At 56.7% G+C, this 20093-nt stretch carries 20 protein-coding genes; 14 read left to right on the forward strand and 6 right to left on the reverse strand.

All coding sequences use genetic code 11. The features are described 5' to 3' along the window. Positions 1-19: 19 nt before the first annotated feature. Together BLR97_RS11980 and BLR97_RS11985 are read right to left on the reverse strand one after the other, a co-directional pair. The gene (locus tag BLR97_RS11980) at positions 20-1597 is read right to left on the reverse strand and encodes an ABC transporter substrate-binding protein (RefSeq protein WP_089706772.1); all 1578 of its coding nucleotides are present in this window, start codon (positions 1595-1597) and stop codon (positions 20-22) included. Positions 1598-1859: 262 nt separating this feature from the next. Beyond that, complete coding sequence (locus tag BLR97_RS11985) at positions 1860-2246, reverse strand: glutaredoxin family protein (RefSeq protein ID WP_089706773.1); 387 nt, start codon at positions 2244-2246, stop codon at positions 1860-1862. Positions 2247-2480: 234 nt separating this feature from the next. Between BLR97_RS11985 and mpl the strand changes: the two genes are divergently transcribed. The 3 genes from mpl to BLR97_RS12000 are packed head-to-tail and all read left to right on the forward strand — an operon-like array spanning position 2481 to position 5152. Beyond that, positions 2481-3866, forward strand: a complete 1386-nt coding sequence (mpl, locus tag BLR97_RS11990) for a UDP-N-acetylmuramate:L-alanyl-gamma-D-glutamyl-meso-diaminopimelate ligase (RefSeq protein ID WP_089706774.1) — start codon at positions 2481-2483, stop codon at positions 3864-3866. After that, positions 3866-4525 carry a flavin prenyltransferase UbiX gene (locus tag BLR97_RS11995; RefSeq protein ID WP_089706914.1) on the forward strand — a complete coding sequence of 220 codons (660 nt, stop codon included), beginning with the start codon at positions 3866-3868 and terminating at the stop codon, positions 4523-4525. Before mpl ends, BLR97_RS11995 begins: the two co-directional genes overlap by 1 nt. A 3-nt stretch (positions 4526-4528) precedes the next feature. Beyond that, positions 4529-5152, forward strand: coding sequence for a LysE family translocator (locus tag BLR97_RS12000; protein ID WP_170833020.1), 624 nt, complete (start codon positions 4529-4531; stop codon positions 5150-5152). 19 nt (positions 5153-5171) lie between these two features. On the opposite strand, the gene BLR97_RS12005 is transcribed toward BLR97_RS12000, so the two are convergent. The 3 genes from BLR97_RS12005 to BLR97_RS12015 are packed head-to-tail and all read right to left on the reverse strand — an operon-like array spanning position 5172 to position 8395. Beyond that, complete coding sequence (locus BLR97_RS12005) at positions 5172-6569, reverse strand: bifunctional DedA family/phosphatase PAP2 family protein (protein ID WP_089706775.1); 1398 nt, start codon at positions 6567-6569, stop codon at positions 5172-5174. 42 nt (positions 6570-6611) lie between these two features. Further along, positions 6612-7544 (reverse strand): diguanylate cyclase domain-containing protein, encoded by a 933-nt coding sequence (locus BLR97_RS12010; protein ID WP_089706776.1) that lies wholly within the window; start codon positions 7542-7544, stop codon positions 6612-6614. Then, positions 7541-8395 carry a hypothetical protein gene (locus tag BLR97_RS12015; RefSeq protein ID WP_244511298.1) on the reverse strand — a complete coding sequence of 285 codons (855 nt, stop codon included), beginning with the start codon at positions 8393-8395 and terminating at the stop codon, positions 7541-7543. The genes BLR97_RS12010 and BLR97_RS12015 overlap by 4 nt, the downstream gene beginning before the upstream one ends. A 192-nt stretch (positions 8396-8587) precedes the next feature. Here BLR97_RS12015 and BLR97_RS12020 point away from each other — a divergent pair, with 192 nt between their 5' ends. The 11 genes from BLR97_RS12020 to lipB all read left to right on the forward strand — a co-directional run bounded on the left by BLR97_RS12020 (position 8588) and on the right by lipB (position 18942). Continuing rightward, positions 8588-9895: a glutamate-5-semialdehyde dehydrogenase gene (locus BLR97_RS12020; RefSeq protein ID WP_089706777.1), complete on the forward strand. Its 1308-nt coding sequence runs from the start codon at positions 8588-8590 to the stop codon at positions 9893-9895. Continuing rightward, a complete protein-coding gene (gene nadD, locus BLR97_RS12025) occupies positions 9892-10545 on the forward strand; it encodes a nicotinate-nucleotide adenylyltransferase (protein WP_089706778.1) in 654 nt (217 codons plus the stop codon). The genes BLR97_RS12020 and nadD overlap by 4 nt, the downstream gene beginning before the upstream one ends. A gap of 67 nt (positions 10546-10612) precedes the next feature. Further along, complete coding sequence (gene rsfS, locus BLR97_RS12030) at positions 10613-10993, forward strand: ribosome silencing factor (protein ID WP_089706779.1); 381 nt, start codon at positions 10613-10615, stop codon at positions 10991-10993. Beyond that, on the forward strand, positions 10990-11457 hold the full coding sequence (gene rlmH, locus BLR97_RS12035; protein WP_089706780.1) for a 23S rRNA (pseudouridine(1915)-N(3))-methyltransferase RlmH: 468 nt from the start codon (positions 10990-10992) through the stop codon (positions 11455-11457). The genes rsfS and rlmH overlap by 4 nt, the downstream gene beginning before the upstream one ends. A gap of 63 nt (positions 11458-11520) precedes the next feature. Then, complete coding sequence (gene mrdA / locus BLR97_RS12040) at positions 11521-13428, forward strand: penicillin-binding protein 2 (RefSeq protein WP_089706781.1); 1908 nt, start codon at positions 11521-11523, stop codon at positions 13426-13428. A 2-nt stretch (positions 13429-13430) separates the two neighbouring features. Further along, a complete protein-coding gene (gene rodA, locus BLR97_RS12045) occupies positions 13431-14588 on the forward strand; it encodes a rod shape-determining protein RodA (protein WP_089706782.1) in 1158 nt (385 codons plus the stop codon). Positions 14589-14636: 48 nt separating this feature from the next. Further along, entirely contained in the window at positions 14637-15674 is a 1038-nt protein-coding gene (mltB, locus tag BLR97_RS12050) for a lytic murein transglycosylase B (RefSeq protein WP_089706783.1), read from the forward strand. Next, the gene (locus BLR97_RS12055) at positions 15671-16630 is read left to right on the forward strand and encodes a septal ring lytic transglycosylase RlpA family protein (RefSeq protein ID WP_089706784.1); all 960 of its coding nucleotides are present in this window, start codon (positions 15671-15673) and stop codon (positions 16628-16630) included. The genes mltB and BLR97_RS12055 overlap by 4 nt, the downstream gene beginning before the upstream one ends. A 70-nt stretch (positions 16631-16700) precedes the next feature. Further along, positions 16701-17906, forward strand: a complete 1206-nt coding sequence (locus BLR97_RS12060) for a D-alanyl-D-alanine carboxypeptidase family protein (protein ID WP_089706785.1) — start codon at positions 16701-16703, stop codon at positions 17904-17906. Between the two features lie 59 nt (positions 17907-17965). Beyond that, the gene (locus BLR97_RS12065) at positions 17966-18277 is read left to right on the forward strand and encodes an HP0495 family protein (RefSeq protein ID WP_089706786.1); all 312 of its coding nucleotides are present in this window, start codon (positions 17966-17968) and stop codon (positions 18275-18277) included. Further along, the gene (gene lipB / locus BLR97_RS12070; RefSeq protein WP_089706787.1) at positions 18277-18942 is read left to right on the forward strand and encodes a lipoyl(octanoyl) transferase LipB; all 666 of its coding nucleotides are present in this window, start codon (positions 18277-18279) and stop codon (positions 18940-18942) included. The genes BLR97_RS12065 and lipB overlap by 1 nt, the downstream gene beginning before the upstream one ends. A gap of 23 nt (positions 18943-18965) precedes the next feature. On the opposite strand, the gene lipA is transcribed toward lipB, so the two are convergent. Next, positions 18966-20018, reverse strand: coding sequence for a lipoyl synthase (gene lipA, locus BLR97_RS12075; RefSeq protein WP_089706788.1), 1053 nt, complete (start codon positions 20016-20018; stop codon positions 18966-18968). Between the last annotated feature and the right edge of the window lie 75 nt (positions 20019-20093).

Genomic DNA, 20093 nt, shown 5'->3' on the forward strand with positions numbered 1-20093 from the left:
GGTTAACGCACTGGAGGCGTTATTCGGCGTCCATGACCAAGTCACCCAGGTAGGGGAAGTTCATCACGTTGAGCACCGGCTCAATGTTAACGTGATTGGCCGACGCCCAGGCGAGGTCTTGCCAGTGCAACGGTAGGATGGCGGCTTCGTCATAAAGTGTTTGCTCAACTTCCTGCAGCATGGCCGCACGCTTGTCGCGATCAACTTCCACGTTGGCCTCGGCCACCAGTTCATCAAGCGCTGGGTTGCAGTAGTTACCCGCGTTGTACTGCCCAGCGCCGGTGTCCAGATCAGTACAGGCGGTCAGGTACTCGTGGAAATTGGCACTGTCTTCGGTATCGGCGTGCCAGCCAATCAGCATCATGTCCGCGGCACGGTCGTCGTACTCACCCCAATACTGCGCTTTCGGAAGCGTGCTCAGATCCACGTCAACGTTGATACGGGCCAGCATTGCCGCAACGGCCTGGGCAATTTTGGCATCGTTCACGTAGCGGTTGTTGGGCGCCATCATGGTGATGTCAAAGCCGTCAGCGTAGCCCGCTTCTTCCATCAGGGCCTTGGCGCGCTCTACGTCGTGGCGTAGCTCAAGACTTTCGACATGGCCGGCGTAACCTTTCGGTGAAAACTGCGCGGCGGGTGTGGCAAAGCCTTTCATTAACCGGTCGGCAATCGCTTCCTGGTCAACGGCATAGGCAAACGCCTGACGCACACGCGGATCTTGGAACGCTTCGACGCGATCCTGGTTCATGTGGAAGAAAATGATACGCGTGCCGGACATCGTCACGAGCTTGGCGTCCTCACTTTCGCGCACGCGTTCCAGATCATTGGGCGGCACCGGTGCGATGAAATCAACGTCGCCGGAAAGCAGCGCCGCAACGCGGGTAGCATTCTCGCCGATGGGCTTGAGGATGATGGTGTCGACGTTACCCGGCGATTCGGTGTCCCAATAGTTAGGGTTGCGCTCGAACTCAGTACGCACGCCTTGCTGGCGATCAGCGACGGTATAGGGGCCGGTGCCCGACACGTTGCGTGAGGCGAAGGAGTTGCCGTTTTTGACGATTTCGTCTTTCGGGTCGCCGTCTTCGGCTTCACCCGAATAGAAAGCGCTATCCATAGGGAAGACGTAGGTGGCCAAATTCAGCAACAAGGGGTAGGGCTTTTTGGTAATAATCTCTACCGTGTAATCGTCAACTGCGGTGACGCTTTCAATGGGATCAAAAATGGCTTTGAAGTCAGGGCTGCGCTTGAGGCGTTCAATGGTCCAAACCACGTCGTCGGCGGTGAAGGTGTTTCCGCTGTGAAACTTAACCCCTTCGCGCAGCGACATACGCATGGTGGTGTCGTTGACTTGCTCCCAGTCGGTGGCTAGGCGCGGGTCGAACTCGAAATCCTGTGTCCAGCGCACGAGTGGGTCGTGGGTCATGTGCGAAAGCTGCAGGATCCCGCCAGAGAGCTGTTCGTGAATATCCAACGTTACCGGGTCGGCGTCATACGCCATACGCAGCGTGTTTTCAGCCTGCGCTGCAGTAGACACGAATATTGTGCTGGCAAGCGTTGCGCCAATAACAGAAGCCAATAGCGTTTTTTTAAACGTCATAGTCGTTCCCTAATAGGATTATTTGTTGTTCGCTTTGCTGCATCGACACGCACCCCGTGAGGCTTAAATAACGGCACATGATGGCAACAAAACAGACACGGTCAGCTCGTAAGCTATGGGGACAACATAGAGACTCGCGCTTGCATCCTACAATCGAAATAATGACTGACCTCATTCATCTACTGAATGAGGCGGGCGGTGTTCCGGGCGTACAAGAGGGGAGTGCGACCAAAGAAGGGGGTAGAGGGGAGGTAAGTAGGGCCTATCCAAACCGTTGATGTAGCCAAGCATTAATGGTGTCGGATTCATACATCCATTCTTCACGGCCATCCGCGTGGCGGATCTTTAGGCAGGGCACCTTGACGCGGCCGCCGCCTTCCTGCAGGGCTTTTTTGTGCTCGGGGTCAAGCTGGGCGTCGCGTTTTTCGATGGAAAGCCCTAGCCGGGCCATTTCCTTGCGCACCTTGATGCAAAACGGGCAACTGCGGAATTGATAGAGTGCGAGATCTTTGCACGCGTCGTCGACCCCGGCTTGCTCGTCGGGTGTGCGCTTAACCGCTTGGGGCGTCGAGAGTTTTTCAGATACCAGCATGATGGGTGTGAGCACCACGCGGAGTCCGCGGAAAAAGTAGCGGATCAATATGCGCATAACGTAACCCTCGTCGTATCGTTGCTTACCGGGTTGGCAAGACGGTGAAATAAGGCAGCGAGTGTTTGCTGAGCCCGCATCGTGCAATATCTAACCGGCGTTGTCACTGGATGAACGGCCTGCTGGGGTATGATTCATGACGGGTGCATGATTGGGGTACGGGCAAGACAGGTGAGCCAGCTAGCCTGGCGTGCTAGGCTTGCTGGCTGTTTTGGGTTGTTAAGAGGCGTAGCGATGCATCTGCACATTATCGGAATTTGTGGCACTTTTATGGGCAGTTTGGCGCTGCTAGCCCGTGAGCTTGGGCATCAGGTAAGCGGCTCTGACGCCAATGTCTACCCGCCGATGAGCACCCAGTTGGCAGAAGCCGGCATTCAGTTGATGGAAGGTTATCAAGCCGCGCATTTGCAACCGTCTCCTGACCTGGTGGTGGTGGGCAACGCGTTGTCGCGTGGCAATGCTGAAGTGGAAGCGCTGCTGAATAGCGGTTTGCCTTACACATCCGGCGCCCAGTGGCTGGCAGAGCACGTATTACCTGGCCGTCGGGTGATCGCGGTGGCGGGCACCCACGGCAAAACGACCACCGCTAGCCTATTAGCCTGGCTGTTGGAGAGTGCCGGGATGTCGCCAGGCTTCTTAATAGGCGGCGTGCCCCGCAATTTTAACGTCTCAGCCCGATTGGGCGCGCTTGATGCGCCTTTTGTGGTCGAGGCCGACGAGTACGACACGGCGTTTTTTGATAAGCGTTCCAAATTTGTGCACTACCGCCCGAACATCGCCGTGCTCAACAATTTGGAATACGACCACGCGGATATTTTTCCCGACCTTGCGGCCATCGAACGTCAGTTTCACCATTTGGTGCGTACTGTGCCTAGCCAGGGCCGGTTGCTGGTCGCTGACCGCCAACCGGCGCTTGAGCGGGTATTGGCTGAGGGCGTCTGGACACCGGTGGAATACTTGGGTGACGACCCGGAAAGCGCCTGGCAGCTGCGTAGCGAACGCCCGGATGCCAGTCGTTTCCAGGTGATCCATCGCGACCCGGAAAGCAAACTTGAAGAAGATGGCGTGGTGGAATGGGCGCTAACCGGTGAGCACAACGCACGCAACGCGTTAGCAGCGCTAGCCGCTGCTTGGCAGTGCGGTGTGGACTTGGCGCGTGGCTGCGCGGCGCTGGCGCGCTTTGAAACCCCGCGTCGCCGTCAAGAGGTGCGCGGTGAAATCAACGGTATTCAGGTGATCGATGATTTTGCCCACCATCCCACGGCGATTGCCGCGACGCTGCAGGGTCTTAGGGCCGCGACACCGAAAGGACGCTTGCTGGCCGTTATTGAGCCACGTTCCAATACCATGCGTCTGGGAACGATGCATGAACGCTTGGCTGAAAGCGTGGCGCAGGCCGATGCGGTGTTTTGGTTCCAGCCGCCCTCGGTTACGTGGTCGATGGAGGCGCTTGTGGCGGACCAGGCGCATTCGACCCTGTTTGATGATATTGACGCGCTGGTCAGCGCAGTGGTTATCCAAGCGTCACCCCAGGATCGTATCGTAGTGATGTCCAACGGAAGCTTTGAAGGGGTTCATGAGCGCTTGTTAAACGCATTAGCGGCCCAGGAGCAAGCATGATGGACAATGCTAAAACCTCATCGTTTAAGCCACCGGTAACCGTGGCGCTTACCGGTGCTTCGGGAGCTCAGTACGGACTAAGGCTGATCGATGTGTTGGTGTCCGCAGGGCACGAAGTCTGGGTGATGATATCCAAAGCCGCCCACATGGTGATTGCCACTGAAACGGAGGTGACATTACCTGCCCAGCCCGATCGACTGGCGGCGGCGCTGAGTGAGCGAAGCGGAGCAGCGGCGGGGCAGATACGCTGTTTTGGGCGTGAAGACTGGATGGCTCCCGTGGCCTCCGGATCCGGGGCTGCTTCCGCTATGGTGATCTGCCCATGCTCAACGGGGACACTGTCTGCCGTGGCGACGGGCGCTAGCAACAACCTTATCGAGCGGGCTGCAGATGTGGCGATTAAGGAGCGGCGCACGCTCGTCATGGTTCCTCGGGAAAGTCCCTTTTCAGCGATCCACTTGGAACATATGTTGACGCTGAGCCGGCTTGGGACGGTGATCCTCCCGGCAGCACCAGGCTTTTATCATCGCCCCCAAAGCATCGATGACTTAATTGACTTTGTGGTGGCGCGTATACTCAATCAACTTCGCATTGATCACCAGTTGATGCCTCGCTGGGGTGAAGATCAATCGTCTGTCTCCAAAACCAAGGATGGATAGCCAATGATGTCATGGGCCACGCTCTCGGTATTTGTACCGACCTTCTTGTTAGTGTCGTTAACCCCGGGAATGTGCATGACCCTGGCGATGGTCTTAGGCATGACCCAAGGCGTAAAACGCACGCTATGGATGATGATCGGCGAACTGCTTGGTGTTGGGTTGGTGGCGGCGGCAGCCGGTGCGGGTGTCGCGGCGCTAATGCTTAAGCACCCGGAGGTTTTTGCGATTTTCAAATGGGTGGGTGGGGCATACCTCGCTTACTTGGGTGTGATGATGTGGCGCTCCCGCGGGCGTATGGCGATCCCCAGCGAGCTAGATACAGGCCCACCAGCGGGACGTTGGCAACTGGCGCTGCAAGGCTTCGTTACCGCGGTGGCTAACCCCAAAGGCTGGGCGTTTTTTATGGTGCTACTGCCGCCGTTTTTGGACAGCAGCCGCCCCCTAGCCCATCAGTTGGCTCTGCTGATTGCCGTGATTCTAAGCATAGAGTTTGCCAGCATGTTGGTGTATGCCACCGGTGGAAAAACGCTGCGCAGTGTGCTGGGTAAAAGCGGCAACGTGCGCCTTTTGAACCGTATCGCTGGCACATTAATGATCGGCGTGGGGCTATGGTTGGCGCTAGGCTAGTGAAGGGCGCTATTGAAGCCTAAACCGGCGGCAGCAGGCCGACGCGGGCGCTGATTAGTATCAGCGATGACACGCTGAGCAACCGCCAAGGGCAGGGGCGCAGAGGTGGGCGGGGCTGCTGCTGCCAGTAAAGCCGGGTGAGCGCACAGACGACTAACCCCAGTAGCGCGCCTCCCACCAGGTCGCTAAACCAGTGTACGCCAACCACCAGCCGCGATAGCGCCATGGGTAGCGCAAGCGCTAGGGCTACCCAGTAAGCCCAAAAACGCTTCTGGCGAGGCATTTCGGCCGCAACGAAAGCTGCCGTCAGCCCAAATAGCACCACGGCTGTTGACGTGTGGGCGCTAGGGTAAGAGTACGAACCCATCAGATAGTCCGGTGTGTCTGGGCGTGAGCGCTCAAACACACCTTTACCTACTACGTTAAGCAAGGCTACGCCAGCGAAGGCGCCACACCAGTGCAATAGCGCATCCCACCGCTTGGCGGTCAGCATCCACGCCGCCCACGGCAGCGTTAAAACAATAATGCCCAAGGTGTCGCCGATACGCGCAAAAATATTACCGACGGTGACAGAAACATCGCTTTGTAGCTGGGTTAGCAGTTGCTGAATAAATAGATCCATTTCCAGCGGCCCATCGTGGCCGATCACCAGCAGTGTCCAGCCGGACAGAGTGCCCACTGCGATCACCAACAGGAGGAGAGAGGCCAGCGGAACATCGCCGGATTGGCTCATGGCGAGCCAGGGTCGGCGTAGCAGTGGCAAACGACGAATGCCAACGACCATCGCCCGATAAAGCCTGCCATGGCGTGAAGCCTGTTGCCGCCCCCAGGAAAAAATCACGGCGAGTACGACGATAATCGTGCCCAGTATAAGTAGAGCGGCTTCTAGGCCGGGCGGAAGATTTAAGTGCTGCTGCCAAGTGCGGCCCAGTAAGTAGCCGGGTAGCACATAAGCGGGCGCCCATAACACTGCAGAGACGAGGTTGGCCCAGATAAAGGTGCGTGGCGGCATCCGCATCATGCCGGCTACCAATGGAATGATTGGCCGCACCGGCCCCACGAAACGGCCAATAAAAACCGACCATGCGCCATAGCGCTCAAAGAAGCGCGCCCCACGGGCTAGCCATTCGGGATGCTGGGACAGTGGCCAGCGCTGTATGACCTGCTCGCGATGCTTAAATCCCAGTGTAAAACTGATGCCGTCGCCTAAAACAGCGCCTATAAAGGCGGCGCCGATTAACCACGCCAAGGCGATATCCTGGTGTCCCGCCAGGGAAGCTGCAGTAGTGATTAGCACCACGCCCGGCACCAGCAAGCCCACCAGGGCGAGCGATTCTACTAATGAAATTGCCAGCACTACGCAAAGTAACAGGGGAGGATTAAGCGTCAATGAGTGGAGCGTATCGACAAGCGGCACAGACTTCTCCTGCGACAGGTAGGTATAATCGGAAACGGTAGGCTAAACGTTGGAGAGGGTAGCGCCACGTGCTTCTAGTCGCTGAAGGTAGTGCTCAAAACTTTCTTTGGGGCAGGGCAGGCAAGCCGCAATGCGTACCTCAACGTGGCCTGTTTCGACCAGTACCCGCCGTGACAGCGCGTGCTGAAGTCGGTCTCGAACCAGCAGTGCACCGCTTTCGCTGGTGTCGGGCAGTACTAACCAAAAGGTGGCATTATCAGCGCGGCCCAGTAGGTCATGATCACGGCAGCAGCTATAGACTTCCGTGCACAAAGCGCTGAGCAAGGCTTGCGCAGCCCGGGGGCCGAACTGTTCTTCCGCCATGTCCCGCTGGGGTAAATGAATTACCAGCACGGCGAGGCGCTGGTTCAGCAGGTCGGCCCGTTGGTATTCGCTGTGCAGGCGTTCTTTTAAGGTATCGATATGGTAGGCGTCACATTCGCTGTCGTTGGGGTCGGTAGCCCGCAGCAGCGCCCGGCGTCGTGCATGCTCCCAGCGCGGTAGTGCCAACAGAAGCCCCAGTGCAATGTAGCCCATGACCAGCGTTGGCGGCGCTTGGCTAAGCGATGGCATGAGCCACCATAATGGGACGAGAACAAGGTGCAAGGCCACGGCACCGGTCAACGGAAGCAACAGGAAGGCGGCGGTCATCGGCAGGCCGATCCAAATCAGTGGTATTTCAGGTTGGAAGTAAAGCGCAGCCATGACGCTTGTGTAGGCGCAGGCCAGAAGTACGAGCCGGGGGAGGTGAGCGCGGATATCCTGGCCCAAATGAAGCAAAAACGCGGTGAGCAAAAGCAGTGTCATGAAACTGGGCACCACCAAGTCGCGATACTCACCCATGGCATATAGCCACATCGCATAGCAGCTCATTAAGGCGATGCTTGCCAGATAAGCCAGTGTCATTAACCGTCTGGGGAACTGATGCTGAATCATGGTTGGCCTCGAAGTTCGCCAATCGGTCGTTGGGTGAGTGTTTCCAACATCGAAGGGGTGGGGGCCACATCCATCAGTTCAAGCGCTTCAATGGTAATGTTGTCGGGTAGGCTATCGACCATGAGCCGATAGCGGTCATGGGTCTCCAAGGCGGAGCGAGACAGCATCAGCGTGGCGAGAGTGGCGCCATTAATTCGATAAACGTTCTCAAAGTCATGGGTCAGCTCGCAGAGTTTTTTGGCCGTCGTCCATAGCTGGTGGCGTTTTACATGTACCACCAATAGCTCGCCGTAAACCCCTTCCCGTGCGCAGCGGGTCTGCTCGCGATGAATGTCGCGTACTAACTGTTCGCCGGCCCACAGGTTGAGGCCCGGAATGAGCCGCAGCCGCTGGCGAATCGCGCCGTTCATATCGATCAGCTGTTGGGCGCGGGCCAATGCCAGCACGCATAAAATCGCCAGCGAAATAACCATCAACAGCCATGCCGGTGTCGAAAGCTGCGGGGCAACTAACACGGCGCTTAGCAGGCCAGCGCTGATGTTAAATGCCGCCACCCAACTCATTTGAGGTAGCATAAACAGCGCGGCCCAAGCCCAAATTAACAGGCCGTGTCGTTCAGGCGCTGTGGCAATCAGCCCTAGCAGCAGCGCTCCCGGTAACAATTGCCACGGACGGCCACGCGAATGCCGATGGCTAAAGTCCAGCAATAAGGCGGTGATAAATAGCCACCCCACCGACAGCCATAGCAGCAGGGCTGCAGATGGCGGTGCGGCGGGCGTCCATAAAGCAAGCGCCATGGCGGCGGCCAGTAAATTGGTCCTTAATAGACGTATTTTGTATTTATTTTGCATGGTGGCTTACTATCAACCTTAAAGGAGATGCGTGATGGTGAGCACGATATGCGTAAAATAGTCATCATTAACGTGGCGCAAAGTGTTAACTAGATCCTTAGTATAGCCTTAAAATAGCTTAATATATTGCATTGCGAACAAGCCAAATGCCACCGCGTGGCTTAGTCCACCGAGGAACCCCATGGAGATCGCATGAGCGTTTCAACATCGTTCGAAGACGATGCACAGTTATCCTTACAAGCCGGAGACGTTGCGGCCTACATGCAGACGCTGGGCAAAGCCGCACGTCAGGCGTCTAGCGAGCTTCGCCGTACCGATTCCGGCCAAAAAAACCGTGCCCTGCTGGCCATGGCCGCCCGTTTAGACACCGCCCGCGCTGACGTGTTGGCGGCCAACGCCCGCGACCTATCCAACGGGCAGGAAAACGGCTTAGACGCGGCGTTATTGGATCGTTTGGCATTAAGCGATGCGCGCATCGATGCCATGATAGAAGGCCTGCAGCAAGTCGCGAGCCTTCCTGATCCGGTGGGAGAGATTAACGACATGCGTTATCGCCCCAGCGGTATTCAAGTGGGCAAAATGCGTGTCCCCTTAGGCGTTATCGGCATTATCTATGAGTCGCGTCCCAACGTCACCTTAGAAGCCGCCAGCCTGTGCCTTAAATCCGGCAATGCGTGTGTCCTGAGGGGCGGCTCTGAGGCGCGTGAATCCAACGCGGCCATTGCTGCCTGTATTCGGACGGGGCTGAGCGATGCCGGGCTACCCGCTGGGAGCGTCCAGGTGGTGGCGACCAGCGATCGCGCAGCGGTTGGGGCGATGATCACCATGCCCGACTATATCGACGTAATTATTCCGCGCGGCGGCAAATCATTGATCGAGCGGGTTTCTCGCGAGGCGACCGTGCCGGTTATCAAACACCTGGATGGGGTGTGCCATGTTTACATCCACAGCTTGGCGGATCCTGCCAAAGCGCTGGCGATCGCGGTGAATGCCAAGACCCACCGTTACGGCACCTGTAACACCATGGAAACGCTTCTGGTGGATGAGGCGATTGCCGATCTATTGCTACCCGAGTTGGCTCGCTGCTATGCGGAGCATGAGGTTGAGTTGCGTGGCTGCGAACAAACCCAGGCGCTGCTTCCCCAGGCGTTGCCTGCCAGCGAAGACGACTGGGGCGCTGAATACCTAGCGCCGATTTTGGCCATTAAAGTAGTCAGCGACATTGATGAAGCGATTGGCCATATTGAGCGCTATGGTTCCCACCATACCGACGCCATCGTGACTGAAGATTATTCGTTGGCGCGGCGGTTTATGGCCGAAGTGGACTCAAGCTCGGTGATCGTTAACGCCTCGACACGTTTTGCCGATGGGTTTGAGTACGGTTTGGGTGCGGAAATCGGTATTTCGACAAACAAACTACATGCCCGCGGCCCGGTTGGGCTTGAAGGGCTCACCACTCAGAAATACGTGGTGATGGGCGACGGCCAGGTGCGTGAATGACCCAGCCTGCCCGAATCGCTATGCTGGGGGGAACCTTTGATCCGGTGCATATCGGGCACTTGCGCAGTGCGGTAGAGCTGCGTGATGCGCTGGGTTTAGACACTGTGCACATGATGCCGGCACCTCAGCCACCCCTGCGCGACGCCCCCCAGGTGTCGCCTCGCCAGCGTTTGGCGCTATTGCAAATGGCTATAGGCGACACGCCGGGTCTTCAAGCGGATGCGCGCGAGCTTGAGCGTGAAGGCCCTTCCTACAGCGTCGATACACTTCGTTCGTTGCGCCAAGAGTACGGCGAGTCGGCACGCTTGGTGATGGCTATCGGCTGGGATGCGTTTTTGCGCCTTGACCAGTGGCGTGAGCCGGAACGGCTATTTGCCTTTGCCCATCTGGTGGTTATTGCCCGCCCTGGGCATGCCGAGCCACCGTCGGCATCGTTACGGGAACTGCTGGGACAACGCGAAGTCGATAGCGTGTCCGATATAATGGCCGCGCCCTACGGAAACCTGCTGCATGTGACGCTACCCTCGGCGATGGCCATTTCAGCGACCCAAATTCGTCAATGGATTAGCGAAGGTAAAAGTGTGCGCTACCTGTTGACCGAGGCGGTTGAGAACACCATTTTACGCGAAGGGCTGTATCAGCGCTGGTAGTCCGCTTATTAGCCGTTACAATGGCTCGCTTATAAAAGCGCATTACACGGGGTTATGGTTAGGAGATATGCACATCGATACATTAAAGAACGTAGCGCTTGATGCGCTGGAAGAGTTAAAAGCTCGCGATATCGCGCAGTTAGATGTCGCCGAGCTAACCGACGTTGCTGACATCATGCTCATTGCCAGCGGCACGTCCACCCGCCACGTGGCGGCAATCGCGCAAAACGTGGTAGAAAGAGCCAAATCCGCCGGGCTGGCCCCGCGCGGTGTTGAGGGCGGTGATAACGCCGATTGGGTGCTTGTCGACCTGAGTGATGTCATTGTTCACATTATGCTACCTGAGGCCCGCGCGCTGTACGATTTGGAGCGCTTATGGGCCGATTTGCCCAGCGACACATCGCTGCATGAACTTTCTGTCCATGACGAGCGGGCCAGCATGTCATGAAAATCCGCCTGTTGGCGGTGGGTGGTAAAATGCCCGCTTGGGTGGACGACGGTGTGGATACATACCGAAAACGCTTACCCAAAGATTTCAGCCTGGATATCGAAGAGGTGGCGTTAGGCCAGCGCGGAAAAAACGCGGATATCGCCCGCGCGCGTGAGCAAGAAGCCGAACGCATCCGTGGCAAGTTGCGGGGTAATGAGCACGTCGTCGCGTTGGAAGTTCACGGCCATCCCTGGACAACCGAGCAGCTTGCAAAGCAGGCCGACGGCTGGCGAATGCAAGGCCAGGACGTGGTTTTGCTGGTGGGTGGCCCAGATGGATTAGATCCAGGCTTGTCGGCAATCGCCCAGCAACGCTGGTCGCTTTCCCCGCTCACCTTACCTCATCCCTTGGTGCGTATTATGCTCGCCGAGCAGCTTTATCGTGCATGGACGCTGCTGGTCGGGCATCCCTATCACCGTTAACCGTTCAAGCAGCCGGATGCTACTGGGTGCCCGTCATCGATTGATTGAGAGTTAGTCACCGCTATGCCGCAGCGCTCCGACAAGCTTAAAAACCCCGAGCAAGAGCTACGCATTTTCCGCGCGAGAGCGTTATTGGCCCTGGTGGTCGTGTTGGCCTTAACCAGCCTGCTGATCGGCCGGTTGGCTTATTTGCAGGTGGTTCAGCACGATGTCTACAGCACGCGCTCTGAAAACAACCGCGTTCGCGTTGAACCCCTTCCGCCTAATCGTGGCTTGATTTACGACCGTAACGGCGTGCTCTTGGCTGAAAACCGGCCCACCTACAATCTGACGTTGGTGCGCGAGCGAGCGGAAGACGTCGACGAAACGCTTGAGCTGCTGGTTGAGCTTCTCGGCCTTACCGGCGAAGATGTCGCCACGTTTTATGAGCGTTCCCAGCAGTGGCAACGACCTTTTCAGCCGGTTCTGTTGGCCAGTGACCTGAGCGAAAAGCAAATTGCCCGGCTGGCGATTAATCGCCACAAGCTACCTGGGGTCGAAGTCGAAGCGCAGTTGTTGCGTTACTACCCTAATGCCGAGATTATGGCCCATGCGTTGGGCTATGTGGGGCGGATCAACGCTGAAGAATTAGCCAATCTGGATGCCAGTCGCTATGCCGGTACGCACTTTATTGGCAAAACCGGCGTCGAGCGCTTTTATGAAGACGCGCTTCATGGTCAGGCTGGGTTACGTAAGGTTGAAACCAACGCCCGCGGTCGGGTGCTAAGGGAGTTAGGCCGCACTGATCCCGTGCCGGGTAAGGATTTGACGCTTACGCTTGATAAATCTCTGCAGCAGCTGGCCTACGAGTTAATGGACGGTCGTCGGGGATCGATCGTGGCGATCCAGCCTAGCAGCGGCGAGATACTCGCGATGGTGTCCACGCCTGGTTTTGACAGCAATCAGTTTGTGACCGGCATCGATAGGGCCTCTTATCAGGCGCTCCAGGAGAATCTCGATTTACCACTGTTTAATCGCGCGATTCGAGGCCATTATCCACCGGGTTCCACGATCAAACCTTTCCTGGCACTTGGCGGGCTCGCCGATGGTGCTATCACGCCGGACACCACCATCAACGACCCCGGCTATTACCAACTGCCAAATGATTCTCGGCGCTACCGCAACTGGCTGCGCTGGGGGCACGGGCGCGTCGATTTGGAGCGCTCCCTGGCAGTGTCCAATAACACCTTTTACTACTCGCTTGCCCATGAGATGGGCATCGATAGTCTTCACGAGCAAATGAGCAACTTTGGCTTTGGTCAGCGCGTTTCCCACGATGTGCAGAGCGAAAGCACCGGCTTGATGCCTTCTCGTGAATGGAAGCGCGAACGCTTTGGCCAGACGTGGTACCCAGGTGAGACGCTTTCCGTGGGTATTGGGCAAGGCTATTGGCAAGTAACCCCCTTACAGTTGGCCACTGCGACGGCCACCCTTGCCAATCGTGGGGAGTGGGTAAAACCACGGATAGCCCGTGAAGTGGGCGACTCGACGTTGCCAACTGATCTGCCGGATACGCCTGACGATATCAATCTGGCACAGGATAGTTGGTGGGATCGGGTGTTTAGCGGCATGGAAAAAGTAGTTAGCGGCCGGGAAGGGACGGCTCGTCGGATGGGGCAAGGGCTTGAGTATCGTATGGGAGGAAAGTCGGGCACCGCCCAGGTTTTCTCACTTGGCCAAGACCAACGCTACGACGCCGACGAACTGAAAGAGCGGCTACGTGACCATGCGCTGTTTATCGCGTTTGCCCCCATCGAAGACCCACAGATTGCTGTGGCGGTGATTGTCGAAAACGCTGGCGGCGGCAGTACCCATGCGGCGCACTTGGCACGCGCAATGACCGATGAATGGCTGTTGGAAGACGAAGCCCCTGAGGTTGATGAAGTGCGCGAAACCCTTGAAACCGATACCCACAACGTGGAGGGTAACTGACCATGCCATGGCAGGCATTAACCCGTTCAATGCGCGGGCAACCAGTGCGTGCTGGTAGCGGCATTTCAAAACGCAAAAGTATCTGGGAGCGCATTCATTTGGATCCCTGGTTGTTGGGGTTGCTGTTGATCCTAATGGGCAGTGGTCTGTTGGTGATCTACAGTGCTTCTGGCCAGAGCATGAATGTGGTCATCGCCCAAGCGTTACGTTTTGGTGTTGCTTTAGTGGCGATGTTGGTGGTGGCACAGTTTTCACCGATTATCTTTCTACGTTGGGCGCCTGTGGTTTACGGCTTCGGGGTGCTGATGTTGGTGGCGGTCGAGCTTGTCGGCGATATTGGTATGGGCGCCCAGCGCTGGTTGGTGATCCCCGGGGTGATTCGCTTTCAACCTTCTGAAATGATGAAGCTGGCCGTGCCATTGATGGTCGCCGCGTATCTTAATCGGTGTGAGCTGCCTCCCAAGTTGAAAGATATTATGGTGTGCGCCGTACTTATCGCGCTCCCCGTGGCGCTGATTGCCGCCCAGCCTGATTTGGGAACTTCATTATTGGTGGCCAGCGCGGCGATAATTGTTGTGCTGTTAGCGGGTTTGTCGTGGCGACTGATTGGTCTTGTCGTCGCCTTGCTGGTGGCGGGTTTCCCTTTGCTATGGATGAATCTGCATAACTATCAGCGTCAGCGCATACTGACGTTCCTGAACCCTGAAAGCGATCCGCTTGGCGCAGGCTGGAATATTATTCAATCGACGACCGCGATTGGCAGCGGCGGTATTTTCGGCAAAGGGTGGCTAGAAGGAACGCAATCGCATTTGGAATTTTTACCTGAGCCCCATACCGACTTTATCGTGGCGGTGTTGGGTGAAGAAGTGGGGCTTATTGGCATGGTAGTGTTGATTTTCCTCTATTTGTTGATTGTGGGTCGGGGGCTGTGGTTGGCGAGCGAATCGCAAAACACCTTTGGCCGCTTGGTGGCCGGCAGTATTATTCTGACATTTTTTATCTATGTGTTTGTTAACGTCGGGATGGTAAGCGGGATTTTACCAGTTGTCGGGGTACCCTTGCCGTTGGTCAGCTATGGGGGAACCTCAAGCGTGACCTTGCTGTTGGGTTTCGGTATTCTCATGTCGATCCACTCGCATCGACGGCTTCTTCCGCGCTAGCGATGAACTGAAACAAGACACAACGCCTTCTAAAGGAGCAGTGAGTGAATGAGTAACGCCAAAAGGATGGCAAGCGTCGGCATCGCGGCCCTGATGTTGGGTAGCGTAGCGCTTCCAGGGATGGCGGCGGAGGCCGGTGATTTTGACCCGCGACAGCACGAAGGGGCGCGGTCGCTTGTTGAAAGCCTGAAAGAAAAGGGATTGCCCGGTGTTTGGTTAACCGAACAATTGCGCCAAGCATCGATGCGCCAGTCCGTGCTGGATGCCATGCAAGGGGCGGCCGAGCGCCATCTTGAGTGGCATGAGTATCGCGATATTTTTATTACCCAGCAGCGTATTGAGGAAGGCGTTGAATTCCAACAAACGCACGCCGATGCGCTGGCTAAAGCCGAGCAAGTTTACGGTGTTCCCCGCGACATTATCACCGCGATTATTGGCGTCGAGACCTATTACGGCCGCTACCGAGGTGAGCACCCTGTATTGGATTCATTAGCCACACTGGCCTTTGAGCACCCTACACGGGGCGATTTTTTTTATCGTGAGCTGGCGGCCTTCCTGCAGATTGCCTATGACCAGCAGGTTGAGCCTGCCGCGTTAAAAGGCTCTTATGCGGGAGCAATGGGGTATCCGCAGTTTATCCCTACCAGCTACCAGGCCTATGCCGTTGATTTTGATAACGACGGCCAACGCGATTTGTGGAATAACCCGGTGGACGCCATTGGCAGCGTTGGGAACTATTTCGCGGAGCACGGCTGGCAAGCGGGCGAAGCGGTGTACCACGCTGCCCAGGGGCCCGATACAGCGCCCTCAGGTCTTACTGTGAATCAGATAACACCGCCTGACACGGCGTTAAGCACGCTGGCGTCAGTGGGCATTACCCCTAACGTGACGCTGGATGAGGCTATAAAGGTGTCACCGCTCGTCCTGACCCAAAGCGATGGAGAGCTATCGTACCGTCTTGGTGAGTATAATTTTTACGTGATTACCCGTTACAACCACAGTCACCTATATGCCATGGCCGTCGCAGAGCTGGCAGAGGCGATAGGGGCAGAAGCGAACGAGACCCAGGGTGAGGACGACGCATGAGGTGCCACGCGAAAGTCTATCAGCGGTTAGGTTGGGCGGTCGTCGCCCTGACCTTGGTAAGCGGTTGTGCCAGCCACGAACCGAATACCGTGCAAACGGCGGCCAACCAAACAAGTGCTTCCCCTGAGCCAACCAACGATCGGGAGACGGCCGGTGGTCGTTACGCCATGAGCGGCGATGCCTATCCACTTGATCCCCCGGATGTTTCACAAGTCCCTGACGCCGAGCCGCGCGATGAACCGCATTCGAGGGCGGGCAACCGTTCAACTTACGAGGTTTGGGGAAAAACTTACCATGTTCTGCCGGACGCTGACGGGTATAGCAAGCGTGGGTTAGCCTCTTGGTATGGTAAAAAATTCCACGGCTATGCCACCTCGAACGGTGAAATTTACGATATGTATAAAATGTCGGCGGCGCACCGTTCGTTACCGCTTCCCACATTCGCCCGGGTGACAAACGAGCGCAATGGACAGTCGGTGATTGTCAGGGTTAACGATCGTGGGCCCTTCCATAGCGAGCGTGAAATTGACCTTTCTTATGCCGCCGCCGCCCGGCTGGATATTTTGGATGAGGGCACCGGTGCGGTGAAGGTCGAGGCGATTGACCCCGCTCAATGGCGGGCGCAACATGCGGGGGGAACCGCTCAGCCCGCGGTGGCATCGAGTCAGGCATCCGCGTCAACGTCAGCATCGACGTCGGTCAATAGGGCCCCACAAGCACCGACTCAACCCAATGCCGCCGACAGTGTCTATTTGCAAATAGCGGCGTTGGGCAATGCCCAAGCGGCACGGCAACTGCAAACGCAACTGAATGATGCGTTGCGCCACACTGTGCGTGTGCAAGCAAGCGATGATGTTTACCGTGTGCAGGTAGGGCCGGTAGCGGCCGATCAAGAAAGTGAGGCTCGCAAAGCGTTACACGATGCGGGCTTTACCGATGTGTTTATCGTGCGATAATTGCACCCCCATTTATTAGTAGGCGCGCGCCGATGGCCGCGTTTTTTTTCAAGTTAATGAGATTGTCTCCATGAAAATGTTTCACGCTTTATTGTCTTCCGCGCGGCTGTGTGTGGTAGCCGCTGCCATTGTGGTTGCGCCTGCCGTGAGTGCCCAAGATTCACCCTCGCCGCAGCCGCAAACGATTATCCCTGCGCCGCCTCAACTGGCGGCCAGCTCGTGGATATTAATGGATGCGGACAGCGGTGAAGTATTGGCTGAGCATAATGCCGATGAACGGCTGCCCCCGGCCAGTTTAACCAAGTTGATGACCGCCTATCTGGTCGAACGCGAGTTGAACCAGGGCAGCATTAGCGCTGATGACAAGGTCAGCATTAGCGAAAAAGCTTGGCGTACCGGCGGCTCTAAAATGTTCGTTGAAGTAGGCGATCAGGTCGCGGTTGAAGATTTGCTGCACGGCATTGTGATTGTTTCCGGCAACGATGCCAGCGTGGCGATGGCGGAGCATCTGGCGGGAGGCGAAGCGCCGTTTGCTGATTTGATGAACCAGCACGCCGCACGGTTGGGGATGGAAAACTCCAATTTTGAAAACGCCACGGGGCTACCGGGCGAGAATCATTACTCGTCAGCGGAAGACATGGCGCTGCTTACTCAGCACATCATCAACGATTATCCCGAACACTATGAAATTTATTCCCAGCGTAACTTTACCTTTAGCGGGATCGAACAGCCCAACCGTAACCGCCTGCTGTGGCGTGATCCTACGGTTGATGGTTTGAAAACCGGCTGGACATCCGAGGCGGGTTATTGCTTGGTTTCATCGGCCAAGCGTGGCGAGATGCGGTTGATCTCGGTGGTAATGGGAACCGATTCTGATGAGGCCCGCGCGCAGGAAACGCAAAAACTACTCAGTTATGGCTTTCGGTTCTTTGAAACCATGAACCTTTACGAGCGCGGCGCTGTGCTGGCCACACCACGCGTGTGGGGCGGTGATATCAACGAGGTTCGCGTGGGGGTTGATGAAAAAGTGACCATGACGCTGCCCCGCAACCGCAACGATGAACTGCGTGCCCGCTTAAATCTCAATGCGGATCTGCACGCACCGCTTAGCGTGGGCGATGAAGTCGGCACGCTAGAGATTCATATGGGCGATGATGTGGTCGGAGAAAGACGTATAGTGGCATTGGAAGACGTCGAAGAAGGCGGCTTCTTCAAAAAAATGTTTGATCAGGTGCGTCTTTTCTTTTCCAATTTACTCAGTAAATTTATTGACTGATAGCGCACCGTCTTACGCTCTGTGAGCGGATTATTATTTGCGAAACCAATGGGTTTTTTATGTCAAAAGGTGGACAAGATAGCTTCCGTGATCTGCGTAAGCCTGCACCTCAAGAAACGCCTAAAATCAGCTTTCCCTGCCAATATCCGTTAAAAGTGGTGGGAGACGCTACTGAAGATTTTCCGGCACGGGTATGCCAGGTCATCGTCCGGCATGCGCCGGACTTCGATGAAGCGACTATGCAGGTTATTGATAGCCGAAACGGGCGTTTTCAATCGGTGCGGGTCACCATCACGGCGACGGGTGAGCCGCAATTGAAACAGCTTTTCGATGAGCTAAAAGCCACCGGCCTAGTGCACATGGTGGTGTAATGGCAGCACTGCCCATTGAGCTGCATGTGCTGGGGCGAAAGCCTTATTTGCCTGTTTGGCAGGCCATGCGCTCATTGACCGACAGCCGTGATGCACAAACGCCTGACCAGTTTTGGCTGGTGGAGCACGACCCGGTGTTTACCCAAGGGCAGGCCGGCAAACCCGAGCATATATTAATGCCGGGTGACATTCCGGTGGTGCATACCGACCGAGGAGGGCAGGTGACCTATCACGGCCCTGGGCAAGTGGTACTTTACCCACTACTTGATGTGCGACGCGGTCAACTGGGTGTGCGTACGCTGGTCACAGCGCTGGAAAATGCGGTGATCAGCGTTCTGGCGGACTACGGTGTGTCGGCAAGCGCTCGGCCCGATGCGCCCGGCGTCTACGTGGCGGGCGATACCGGCGAAGCGAAGATTGCGTCTTTGGGGTTGCGCATCCGCCGCGGTGCTAGCTTTCACGGCGTGGCGTTCAATGTAGATGGTGATCTGACGCCTTTTTCGTCCATTAACCCTTGTGGCTACGCCGGTATGCCCATGACCCGTTTGGCCGATTGGGTTGCCTTGCCTAAAGATCACCAAGTCGGTGAGCAGCTTGCCAAAGCGCTGGCCAATCAATTACAGCGTGCGTTAGTGGCGGGCAAGCAGCCACCGCTGCTCGACTAGCGGCGGCGCGGTAGGCTTATTGCTTAACCAACGTTAAGCGTGGGAATACGGTTTGGGTCTGGCTCTTGACCGGGAACTGTCGCTGGAGAGGCCAAGCCTAAATTGTTCTTTTCAAATACGCGGTCAGCGCGATAGCTTGAGCGAACCAGCGGGCCCGACGGCACTTCCATAAAGCCTTTCTCTAGGCCGATTTCTCGATAGCGATCGAATTCCTCAGGGCTTACCCAGCGCTCCACCGGCAGGTGGTTCTTGGTCGGGCGCAGATACTGTCCCAACGTAACGATATCGACGCCAATCTCGCGGAGATCGTCAAACGTCTGAAGGATCTCTTCGTCGGTTTCACCCAGGCCGAGCATCAAGCTGGTCTTGGTGATTACGCCGGGACGGTGGCGTTTTGCATGGGCCAACACATCCAGCGTCTTGCGATAGCCTGCCCGTGGGTCGCGCACGCGGCTGGTCAGCCGTTCGACCGTTTCGACGTTTTGGGCAAAGACTTCAAGCCCTGAGTCGGCCACTTGCTCGATCGCCGCTGGCTCACCGTCGAAATCCGGCGTCAATGCTTCCACCACCACGTGGGGGGTGCGCGCCTTGATAGCGCGAATGCAATTGGCGTAGTGGCCGGCGCCACCGTCGTCCAAGTCGTCGCGGTCGACCGAGGTCAACACGATGTAGCGAAGGCCCATCAGCTCGACCGATTTTGCGGTGTTCTCAGGCTCTTCGTGATCAAGCCAGCCCTGAGGATTGCCGGTGTCGACCGCGCAGAAACGGCAGGCACGCGTACACACCGATCCCATCAGCATGATCGTTGCCGTGCCGTTGCTCCAACACTCGCCCATATTCGGGCAGTGGGATTCGGCGCAAACGGTACTGAGCCGATGGGTGGCGACGTTCTTTTTTACCGCCTCAAAGCGCTCGCCACCGGGGATCTGAGCGCGTAGCCATTTGGGCTTACGATCTAAAGAAGGGGCGTCAGCGTCTGTCTTACGCTGTTTCATGCCATCTTTAATCACCGACATACCGTGTTCGTTGCGGAATTTTTCACCGCTGGGAACACGTGGCGAGGTGTTATTGCTCATAGCGAGAGAGCCTCTCTACTGGGCGGCAGGCAATGTCACGCGGCAACGTAAGCCATCTCCGACTGCATGCCGATT

Origin of the sequence: Vreelandella arcis, from assembly GCF_900103865.1 — a bacterium.
GTDB lineage: Bacteria > Pseudomonadota > Gammaproteobacteria > Pseudomonadales > Halomonadaceae > Vreelandella > Vreelandella arcis.

Coding starts and splice junctions, on each gene's coding strand:
- BLR97_RS11980 (WP_089706772.1), bottom strand. CDS start 1,597: ATGACGTTTAAAAAAACGCTATTGGCTTCTGTTATTGGCGCAACGCTT.
- BLR97_RS11985 (WP_089706773.1), bottom strand. CDS start 2,246: ATGCGCATATTGATCCGCTACTTTTTCCGCGGACTCCGCGTGGTGCTC.
- mpl (WP_089706774.1), top strand. CDS start 2,481: ATGCATCTGCACATTATCGGAATTTGTGGCACTTTTATGGGCAGTTTG.
- BLR97_RS11995 (WP_089706914.1), top strand. CDS start 3,866: ATGGACAATGCTAAAACCTCATCGTTTAAGCCACCGGTAACCGTGGCG.
- BLR97_RS12000 (WP_170833020.1), top strand. CDS start 4,529: ATGATGTCATGGGCCACGCTCTCGGTATTTGTACCGACCTTCTTGTTA.
- BLR97_RS12010 (WP_089706776.1), bottom strand. CDS start 7,544: ATGATTCAGCATCAGTTCCCCAGACGGTTAATGACACTGGCTTATCTG.
- BLR97_RS12015 (WP_244511298.1), bottom strand. CDS start 8,395: ATGCAAAATAAATACAAAATACGTCTATTAAGGACCAATTTACTGGCC.
- BLR97_RS12020 (WP_089706777.1), top strand. CDS start 8,588: ATGAGCGTTTCAACATCGTTCGAAGACGATGCACAGTTATCCTTACAA.
- nadD (WP_089706778.1), top strand. CDS start 9,892: ATGACCCAGCCTGCCCGAATCGCTATGCTGGGGGGAACCTTTGATCCG.
- rsfS (WP_089706779.1), top strand. CDS start 10,613: ATGCACATCGATACATTAAAGAACGTAGCGCTTGATGCGCTGGAAGAG.
- rlmH (WP_089706780.1), top strand. CDS start 10,990: ATGAAAATCCGCCTGTTGGCGGTGGGTGGTAAAATGCCCGCTTGGGTG.
- mrdA (WP_089706781.1), top strand. CDS start 11,521: ATGCCGCAGCGCTCCGACAAGCTTAAAAACCCCGAGCAAGAGCTACGC.
- rodA (WP_089706782.1), top strand. CDS start 13,431: ATGCCATGGCAGGCATTAACCCGTTCAATGCGCGGGCAACCAGTGCGT.
- mltB (WP_089706783.1), top strand. CDS start 14,637: ATGAGTAACGCCAAAAGGATGGCAAGCGTCGGCATCGCGGCCCTGATG.
- BLR97_RS12055 (WP_089706784.1), top strand. CDS start 15,671: ATGAGGTGCCACGCGAAAGTCTATCAGCGGTTAGGTTGGGCGGTCGTC.
- BLR97_RS12060 (WP_089706785.1), top strand. CDS start 16,701: ATGAAAATGTTTCACGCTTTATTGTCTTCCGCGCGGCTGTGTGTGGTA.
- BLR97_RS12065 (WP_089706786.1), top strand. CDS start 17,966: ATGTCAAAAGGTGGACAAGATAGCTTCCGTGATCTGCGTAAGCCTGCA.
- lipB (WP_089706787.1), top strand. CDS start 18,277: ATGGCAGCACTGCCCATTGAGCTGCATGTGCTGGGGCGAAAGCCTTAT.
- lipA (WP_089706788.1), bottom strand. CDS start 20,018: ATGAGCAATAACACCTCGCCACGTGTTCCCAGCGGTGAAAAATTCCGC.